The following is a 6,307-nucleotide window of genomic DNA, read 5'->3' as shown; positions in this document are numbered from 1 at the left end:
GTCGGTGAGCCAGCCGTCCGCCCCGGGGCAGATCCGCCAGTGCGGGCCCGGTCCGACCGTGCGCCGGATGGGCGGGATCGTCACGGAGGCGCCAGCGCCGAGTCCGCGCGTGTTCTCCACGTCCCAGTTGCCGGCGGCACCGACTGGCACGAAGAAGTAGATGACCGTTGAGTCCTCCAGGACCGCGCCGCAGCGGGTGCCGAGGATGGCCATGGCGGCGAGTCCGACGCTTCGGGGTACGCGGATGGCGTCCCAGTCCTGTCCGGCGTCGTGCAGGGTGACCCCTGCAGCGGACGGTAGGTGGACGCTCGGCATGGTGGTCTCCTCGGCACCGGGTGTGATCTGGTGCACATCAGAGTGGTCCTGACGGGACGTCAATCCGAGGACCCGGACAGGTCTCTTCGCGTCGGCGAAGCGGACTTTCCTTGCGCCGTGCGGGTGAGGAGTAGCCAACGGCAGGGCCTGCGTGGACACTTGCCCGCGAGGAGCCGACCACGGAGGTGCAGCAATGCCGGGAAACACCAGGCTCAGGGCAGCGCGGATCGCCGCCGGATATGTCTCCCAGCAGGCGCTGGCCGACGCCCTCGGTGTCGGCGTGCGGCAGGTCCGCCGCTGGGAGTCCGCCACCCCGCCGTGGCCGCACCCTGAGCAAGGGCAGGCCCTCATCCGGCTCCTCGGCCAGGATCTCGAAGCGCTCGGGTTCACCCCGCCTGGCGGCGCACCGACGGACCGGTCCCGCCGTACCGTTCTCGCAGCGACCGCCGCCGCGGTCGGCCTGGCCGCAGTGCCTACCCAGGCTGCGGCCATGCAGCCGGCGAGCGCCGCCGACGACTACCAGGCCGTGACTCGCTCGCACCGGCGGCTGTACTGGTCCGTCGCGCCGGCCACCCTGCACCCCGCGGCGGTCGCGCACGCCACCCTCGGCTGCGCGTTGATGCCCGAGGCCGCCGGCCAGACACGGCAACGGATCGCCGCCGCCGTATCGGAGTCACTGCTGCTCGCGGGGCGGATCGAGTTCTTCGACATGCGGGTCCCGGACCGGGCGCAGCAGACCTGGCTCCGCGCGCTGCAGGCCGCCGGCGAGGCCGATAACGCGCTGCTCGGCGCCGCGGTGCTGGCGCACACCGCGTTCATCCCCGGCTGGGACGGCCGCCGGGACGAAGCAGTAGAGCGGATGGTGGCCGCCCGGACGTACGCCCGGCGCGGCCCGGCATCGGCGGAACTGCTCGCGTGGCTGGACGCAGTGGAGGCCGAGTGCGAGACCCGCTGCGGGAACACCCGCACCGCGCTACACCTGATCGGGCACGCCGAGGATGTCCTCGCCCGGGGCAGCGACCACGACAGTCCGGAGTGGATGGACTGGTTCAGCGCGGTGCGGCTGGCGGCGTTCAAGGGCAACACCCAGCTCAAGGCCGGTCACCTGCCGCAGGCCCGGGCCACCCTGCTCGAGGTGCTCGACGCGCTCGGCCCGCAGGACGAGAAGCAGGTGACCGTGATCCTCGGGGACCTGGCCGCCGTCGAGGCCGCGGCCGGCGACCCCGAGGCCGCGTGCGGGTACGCGGTCCGCGCGCTCGACCAGCTGGAGCGCACCTGGTACGCAACGGGCATGGACCGGGTGCGAGAGGTGCGGCGCGCGCTGGCGCCACACCAGCACGAGCAGTGCGTCCGCGACCTCGACGACCGGCTGTTCGGGTGGTCGACGACGGTCAGCGCACTGGCTCGTTGAACCCCTTGATGAGCGGGGACAGTTCGAGGAGGCTCTCCACCCGGAAGGTGGGGAGCTTCTTCGCTTCCTCGGTGTGCCACTGGATCGTGGCCCACGGCCCGCGGTGCACGAGCGCGGTGTGCATGCCCGCGGCGGCAGCCGGGCGGATGTCGTTGTCGATGCGGTCGCCGACGTACAGCATCTCGCCCACCTCAGCGGGGACGACCTCGGCGACGCGGTCGAAGAACGCGCGGTCGGGCTTGCTGGCGCCCCAGTCGTCACTGGTCCCGATCAGGTCGACGTCCGGGGTGAACAGCTCGCGCAGGATCCGGCCGGCGCGAACGGTCTGGTTGCCAGCGATGCCCAGCCACAGGCCGTCCGCTCGGAGCGCGGCGAGCGCGTCGCGGACGTCCGGGTACAGGTCGGCCTCTCCGAAGTGCTCCGGCTTCCCCGCGGCCGCGCGGGCCTCGCGCTCGGCGTACAGGTCGAAGCCGGGCCGGAACTCCTGGAACACCTCGCGGTAGTCGCGGCCCTGCGCGATGACCGCGCCGAACATCGCAGCGAAGGTGTGGCGTGGTACGCCGAGCCAGTCGGCCCAGGTGCCGTACTCGGTCGTCTCGTCTACGAGGCACTCGCCCACGTCGAAGATCACAGCGCGAATCATGGGGTCAGGGTACTGACCGGGCCGATAGAGTGGGGTCATGTCCCCCTCTTCTCGGCCCTCAGGCCCGGTGCGCTCTGCCGCCGACGAGATCAACGAGGAGATCCGCCGTCTCTGGACCGGGCCGGGCGCGCATCCGACGCTGCCACTGTCGCCCGAGCAGCGAGCCCGGTATCAGCATCTGCTGGCGCAACTGCGGCAGGTGGAGCACGACGGCGTCACCGAGGCCGCGTAAGACGGACCACGGACGCCGCCTGGTCACCGCTCCTTGATCGTGAGGTAGATCGACCGCTCATCGATCAGCCCCCCACCCGTGACGATCTGGCAAACCACCGAGTACACGGCATCGACAGTTCCGCCCGACACCCGCTGGGTCACGATCGTGTCGCCCACGATGGGTGACCCGACGGCCGTGAGCCCGGTCGGCACGGTGACCGTCGCAGAGCTGATGGTGTCAGCGACCTCGGCCAACCACGCCGACCAGTCCCAGCTGTAATCCAAACGCGCGGACGGATCCTTGGTGAAGCTGTCGGACATGGCGGCCTACCTCCGGACTGTCAGGGTGCGGTGCTCGGCGGGCACGGCGAGGCGCCGGCGCTCGGCGGGAATCCTGTACGTGCGCTCCGGACTGGGAGCCGTGCTCCCCACGGACGGGATGGTGAGCGGCCGCGCCGTGTCGACCTCCAGCGCGATTGGCAGGACCGCGGACTTGGTACCCACCAGCGGTAGCGCCGTCTCGACAGTCCCGGCGGCAGCGAGAGTGCTCGTCTTCACCCCGCCGAGAGCTTGGGCGGTGTTCTGCTCGACTGCCGGCGTGAGGGCGGCGGCCTTGCCCCCGGTGAGTGGCTGCGCCGCTTCGACCGTGGCGGCCACGTCCAGGGCGGCCACCTTGGTTCCGCCGAGGGCCAGCGCAGTGTCTTGCTCCGAAGCCGGCGAGAGCGCCGTGGTCTTGACACCAGCGAGCGGCTGCGCGCCGTCGGATTCCGCGGCGGTGGCGAGCAGGGCCGCCTTCGTCCCGGTGAGCGGCTGGCCGGCCTCGATACTGCTGGCGATGGGGAGGGTCACGCCGGCGGTGATGTCCGCAGCGGTGAAATCGTCGTAGCGGAGCGCGCCCGCCGAGTCGGAGCGGATGCCGACGCTGGTGCCCGTGGTGACGGCGGCATTGACGACGGAGACGCGTTGGACACCGTTGACGTAGGCGGTGATGGTCGAGCCGACGGCCTGCACCTTCGCGATGTCGCCGGGCGCGGCGGCCGCGGCGTAGGTACCGATCACGGTGAAGGAGCCGCCAACCACGCTGAACAGATCCCAGCTGCTGCCGTTGTTGCGCCACAGGTAGCCCTGGCTGATGTTGGAGTTGCCGCGGGCCCACACGCCTTGGCTGGCCGCGGTGGTGGCGGCGATGGTGACCTGCGCGTAGTGGTCGCTGCTGTCCATCGCGGTGGCGGCGCGCAGGATGATGGTGCCGCCTGCCGCGCCCGGGCTGAGCTGACCGGAGATGATCGACCAGTCGCCGGACACCTCTACCCAGCCGGCCCCCAAGTTGCTGGAGTCGGCCCGGTTGAAGTCGTCGCTGAAGCTCGCCATGGCCTGCTCTCAGCAGCCGCTCGCCGCTACGAGGCGGAGCTGGCTCGGAAGAAGTCGCTGACGGTCAGGGTGAAGTTGGTCCCGTCTGGGGTCATCGTGACGTCGTGCTTGGTCAGTGGGATGATCGCGCTGTCCGCGCTGGCCGTATCGGGCTTGTAGCAGATGACCACGGCGCCGATCGCCGCGCCGGCCGTCGCCGTCCACGTGACATCGTCGCAGTCGATCGCCACCCTGTCGGCCGCGTTGTCGACGGTGACGGTCACGTTCGTCAAGGTCTTGCGGCCCAGCGTGGTCTGTTCCGTTGCGCCCGCCTTGACCGCGGCGAGCGTGGCGTAGTCCCGCATCGTTGCGTCGTTCGGGAGGCCGGCCGCCGCGAGAGGCACCATGATCAGGGAGTCGGCGGCCGCGGGCAGGTCGGCGTAAGCCGCGAGCCTTCCCGCGGCGACGTTGAACACGATGGTGGCCATGGGTCACACTCCAGTCGTCTGGTCATTGCGGGTGCGGTTCTGGCGCTGGGCCTGCAGAAGGAGCCTGGTGCGCTGCACCATCAGCACGACGACAGCCAGGCGGACGAGGATGCTCAAGCTGCGCAGCACGAGCATCGCGCACTCGTCGTTCTGCAGGAATGTGACCAGGACCGTGTACAGGCAGAGCAGTCCGATGGTCGCCGCGAACGCCATCTGATTGCGGCCCACCTCGCTGCGCCACCAGGTGGCGCGCAGGTGGTAGGTGATCACGAACACTGCGCAGGCGACCGCGCCGAGCGCCGACATGACCGCGTTCATCCAGGCGTCGACCCCCAGACCTCTCATTGCGCTGCTCCTCTACGGGCCGCCGCGTACGCGGCTTCGATCCTCTCGGACCAGTGGTTCTCCATGCGGGCCGCGCGCAGGCGGCGAGCGACGGCCTGAACCAGCGGCCGCCGCTCCTCAGTGATCTCCCGCTGTGCTTCCTGCGCGTCCGCGACAGCCTGCTGTGCCGCCGCCCGCTCGGGGCTGCACTTCTTGCGCCTACTCAGGAGACGGATCCACATGGCCGGCGGTCACCTCCCTCATCGAGGGGGGCCGGGGCAGGGCGGTCAGTACCTGGTCGGCGGTGTGCGCGACCTCCATCAGTTCGTTCGTCAGCTCGCGCTCGGCCTGCCGAGCCTTGACCTCCTCACCGTGGGCCTGCCGCCAGTAGTCCCGGTCGGCCCTGGTGTCCTCCAGGACGCTGCGGGGGACGAGGCGGCCGGTCAGGATCAGGACGACGACGAGGACGAGGAGCGCAGTAGCACCGCCCTGGGCTACGGGTATGCCGAAGATCTCGCTCACCGCGCCCTCCTCGCCGGCGTCTGGAAGTGGACCACTCACACGCCTGCCGGTCGGCCCTGGCCACCAGCGGCGGGCCCGGCCGGTGTGACGTGGCCGCGCGTGATGAACACCAGGACGGCCAGCACGAGCGCGTTCAGCGAACCGACGGTCTCCGGCGCGACGTTGAAGTGGAACGCGGCGAGCAGCGCCACCACCGCGGCGACCAGACCGGTGAACGCGGACGGCGCGATCGGCCGGGTCATCGCCGCGGTGATCGCAGCGAACACCGCCGTGATGACGGCGACTATCGCGCCGGCCTGGTCGGAGGTGAGGCCGATGCCGAAGGTCACGGCGAGGCTGAGGCCGGCGCTGATGACGCCGAGGACGAGGGCTGGTTCGCGGCCGAAGATTCTCACAGTGGGTTCCTCTCGGAAGGGTTGGGTCAGACGTTGGGGACCTTGAGGAGATCCCACGTGGTCTTGCCGGGCGGCCAGGTCGCGGCGGTGCCGGTGAAGCCGCACTTGCGCTGCCACGCCTCGTAGCTGGCGACGTCGCCGGAGCCGATGACGTCCTTGTTCTTCGAGGACTGGTAGCGGTTGCAGCCGACGGCCACGAGCCGGTCGTGCATCGCGGTGACGATCGGGGACCGGCGGCCCATGACGAACCAGCTGGCCCCCGGGAAGGGCTCGTACTTCGGCGAGGTCGGGGCGCCGACGAAGCCGGGCCACGAGCCGGGGTCCTGGTGGGTGTTCTCCGGTACCTGCGAGTGCCCATACCAGCCGGCCGTCGTCTCCCACACCGACTCGCTGCGGTTCGGCGCGAAGCTGGACGGGTGACCCATGGGCCAGACCAGGGGCACCCCCCACGAATGGACCCACGCCTGCAGCTCGGGCCAGCCCTTGCACGGGGTGTCGACCAGCCGGGGGTAGACCTGCGTCCCGACCCGGCAGTAGGGGAAGTAGAGGGCTTCCACCTGAATCACTACCGAGCCGGCGCGGTTGGTGCGGGTCCCGCCGGCTGCGTCCGCCAGGCTCTTGGAGCGGCAGTTGGCCGGCACGAACT

Annotated in this window: 12 protein-coding genes; 2 read left to right on the top strand and 10 right to left on the bottom strand. The window is 70.7% G+C overall.

Annotation, left to right across the window (positions count from 1 at the left end):
• On the bottom strand, nt 1-351 hold a 351-nt coding region (locus IE312_RS25420; RefSeq protein WP_229900413.1), incomplete at its 3' end, for a hypothetical protein.
• 157 nt (nt 352-508) lie between these two features.
• On the opposite strand from IE312_RS25420, the gene IE312_RS25415 reads away from it, so the two are divergent.
• Nucleotides 509-1,726 (top strand): helix-turn-helix transcriptional regulator, encoded by a 1,218-nt coding sequence (locus IE312_RS25415; RefSeq protein WP_189984647.1) that lies wholly within the window; start codon nt 509-511, stop codon nt 1,724-1,726.
• On the opposite strand, the gene IE312_RS25410 is transcribed toward IE312_RS25415, so the two are convergent.
• Nucleotides 1,707-2,369, bottom strand: a complete 663-nt coding sequence (locus IE312_RS25410) for an HAD family hydrolase (protein ID WP_189984646.1) — start codon at nt 2,367-2,369, stop codon at nt 1,707-1,709. The genes IE312_RS25415 and IE312_RS25410 overlap by 20 nt on opposite strands.
• Before the next feature lie 37 nt (nt 2,370-2,406).
• On the opposite strand from IE312_RS25410, the gene IE312_RS25405 reads away from it, so the two are divergent.
• Complete coding sequence (locus IE312_RS25405; RefSeq protein WP_189984645.1) at nt 2,407-2,601, top strand: hypothetical protein; 195 nt, start codon at nt 2,407-2,409, stop codon at nt 2,599-2,601.
• Nucleotides 2,602-2,624: 23 nt separating this feature from the next.
• Here the strand turns inward: IE312_RS25405 and IE312_RS25400 are convergent, their stop codons facing one another.
• From IE312_RS25400 to IE312_RS25370, 8 genes are all read right to left on the bottom strand, one after another.
• The gene (locus IE312_RS25400; RefSeq protein ID WP_189984644.1) at nt 2,625-2,903 is read right to left on the bottom strand and encodes a phage fiber-tail adaptor protein; all 279 of its coding nucleotides are present in this window, start codon (nt 2,901-2,903) and stop codon (nt 2,625-2,627) included.
• 6 nt (nt 2,904-2,909) lie between these two features.
• Nucleotides 2,910-3,953, bottom strand: a complete 1,044-nt coding sequence (locus IE312_RS25395) for a hypothetical protein (RefSeq protein ID WP_189984643.1) — start codon at nt 3,951-3,953, stop codon at nt 2,910-2,912.
• Nucleotides 3,954-3,979: 26 nt separating this feature from the next.
• Nucleotides 3,980-4,420 (bottom strand): hypothetical protein, encoded by a 441-nt coding sequence (locus IE312_RS25390; protein WP_189984642.1) that lies wholly within the window; start codon nt 4,418-4,420, stop codon nt 3,980-3,982.
• A gap of 3 nt (nt 4,421-4,423) precedes the next feature.
• The gene (locus IE312_RS25385; RefSeq protein ID WP_189984641.1) at nt 4,424-4,765 is read right to left on the bottom strand and encodes a putative phage holin; all 342 of its coding nucleotides are present in this window, start codon (nt 4,763-4,765) and stop codon (nt 4,424-4,426) included.
• Entirely contained in the window at nt 4,762-4,986 is a 225-nt protein-coding gene (locus IE312_RS44695) for a DUF7620 family protein (RefSeq protein ID WP_440862367.1), read from the bottom strand. The genes IE312_RS25385 and IE312_RS44695 overlap by 4 nt, the downstream gene beginning before the upstream one ends.
• The gene (locus IE312_RS25380) at nt 4,964-5,266 is read right to left on the bottom strand and encodes a hypothetical protein (RefSeq protein ID WP_189984640.1); all 303 of its coding nucleotides are present in this window, start codon (nt 5,264-5,266) and stop codon (nt 4,964-4,966) included. The genes IE312_RS44695 and IE312_RS25380 overlap by 23 nt, the downstream gene beginning before the upstream one ends.
• Nucleotides 5,267-5,301: 35 nt before the next feature.
• Nucleotides 5,302-5,661, bottom strand: coding sequence for a hypothetical protein (locus IE312_RS25375; RefSeq protein ID WP_189984639.1), 360 nt, complete (start codon nt 5,659-5,661; stop codon nt 5,302-5,304).
• 26 nt (nt 5,662-5,687) lie between these two features.
• On the bottom strand, nt 5,688-6,307 hold a 620-nt coding region (locus IE312_RS25370; protein ID WP_189984638.1), incomplete at its 5' end, for a peptidoglycan-binding protein.

Source organism: Streptomyces capoamus (genome assembly GCF_014654935.1).
GTDB lineage: Bacteria > Actinomycetota > Actinomycetes > Streptomycetales > Streptomycetaceae > Streptomyces > Streptomyces capoamus.
The sequence above is the reverse complement of the archived record's forward strand: the minus strand, read 5'-3'. Positions and strand labels throughout refer to the sequence as shown.

Coding starts and splice junctions, on each gene's coding strand:
- IE312_RS25385 (WP_189984641.1), bottom strand. CDS start 4,765: ATGAGAGGTCTGGGGGTCGACGCCTGGATGAACGCGGTCATGTCGGCG.
- IE312_RS25415 (WP_189984647.1), top strand. CDS start 509: ATGCCGGGAAACACCAGGCTCAGGGCAGCGCGGATCGCCGCCGGATAT.
- IE312_RS25400 (WP_189984644.1), bottom strand. CDS start 2,903: ATGTCCGACAGCTTCACCAAGGATCCGTCCGCGCGTTTGGATTACAGC.
- IE312_RS25390 (WP_189984642.1), bottom strand. CDS start 4,420: ATGGCCACCATCGTGTTCAACGTCGCCGCGGGAAGGCTCGCGGCTTAC.
- IE312_RS25395 (WP_189984643.1), bottom strand. CDS start 3,953: ATGGCGAGCTTCAGCGACGACTTCAACCGGGCCGACTCCAGCAACTTG.
- IE312_RS44695 (WP_440862367.1), bottom strand. CDS start 4,986: ATGTGGATCCGTCTCCTGAGTAGGCGCAAGAAGTGCAGCCCCGAGCGG.
- IE312_RS25410 (WP_189984646.1), bottom strand. CDS start 2,369: ATGATTCGCGCTGTGATCTTCGACGTGGGCGAGTGCCTCGTAGACGAG.
- IE312_RS25405 (WP_189984645.1), top strand. CDS start 2,407: ATGTCCCCCTCTTCTCGGCCCTCAGGCCCGGTGCGCTCTGCCGCCGAC.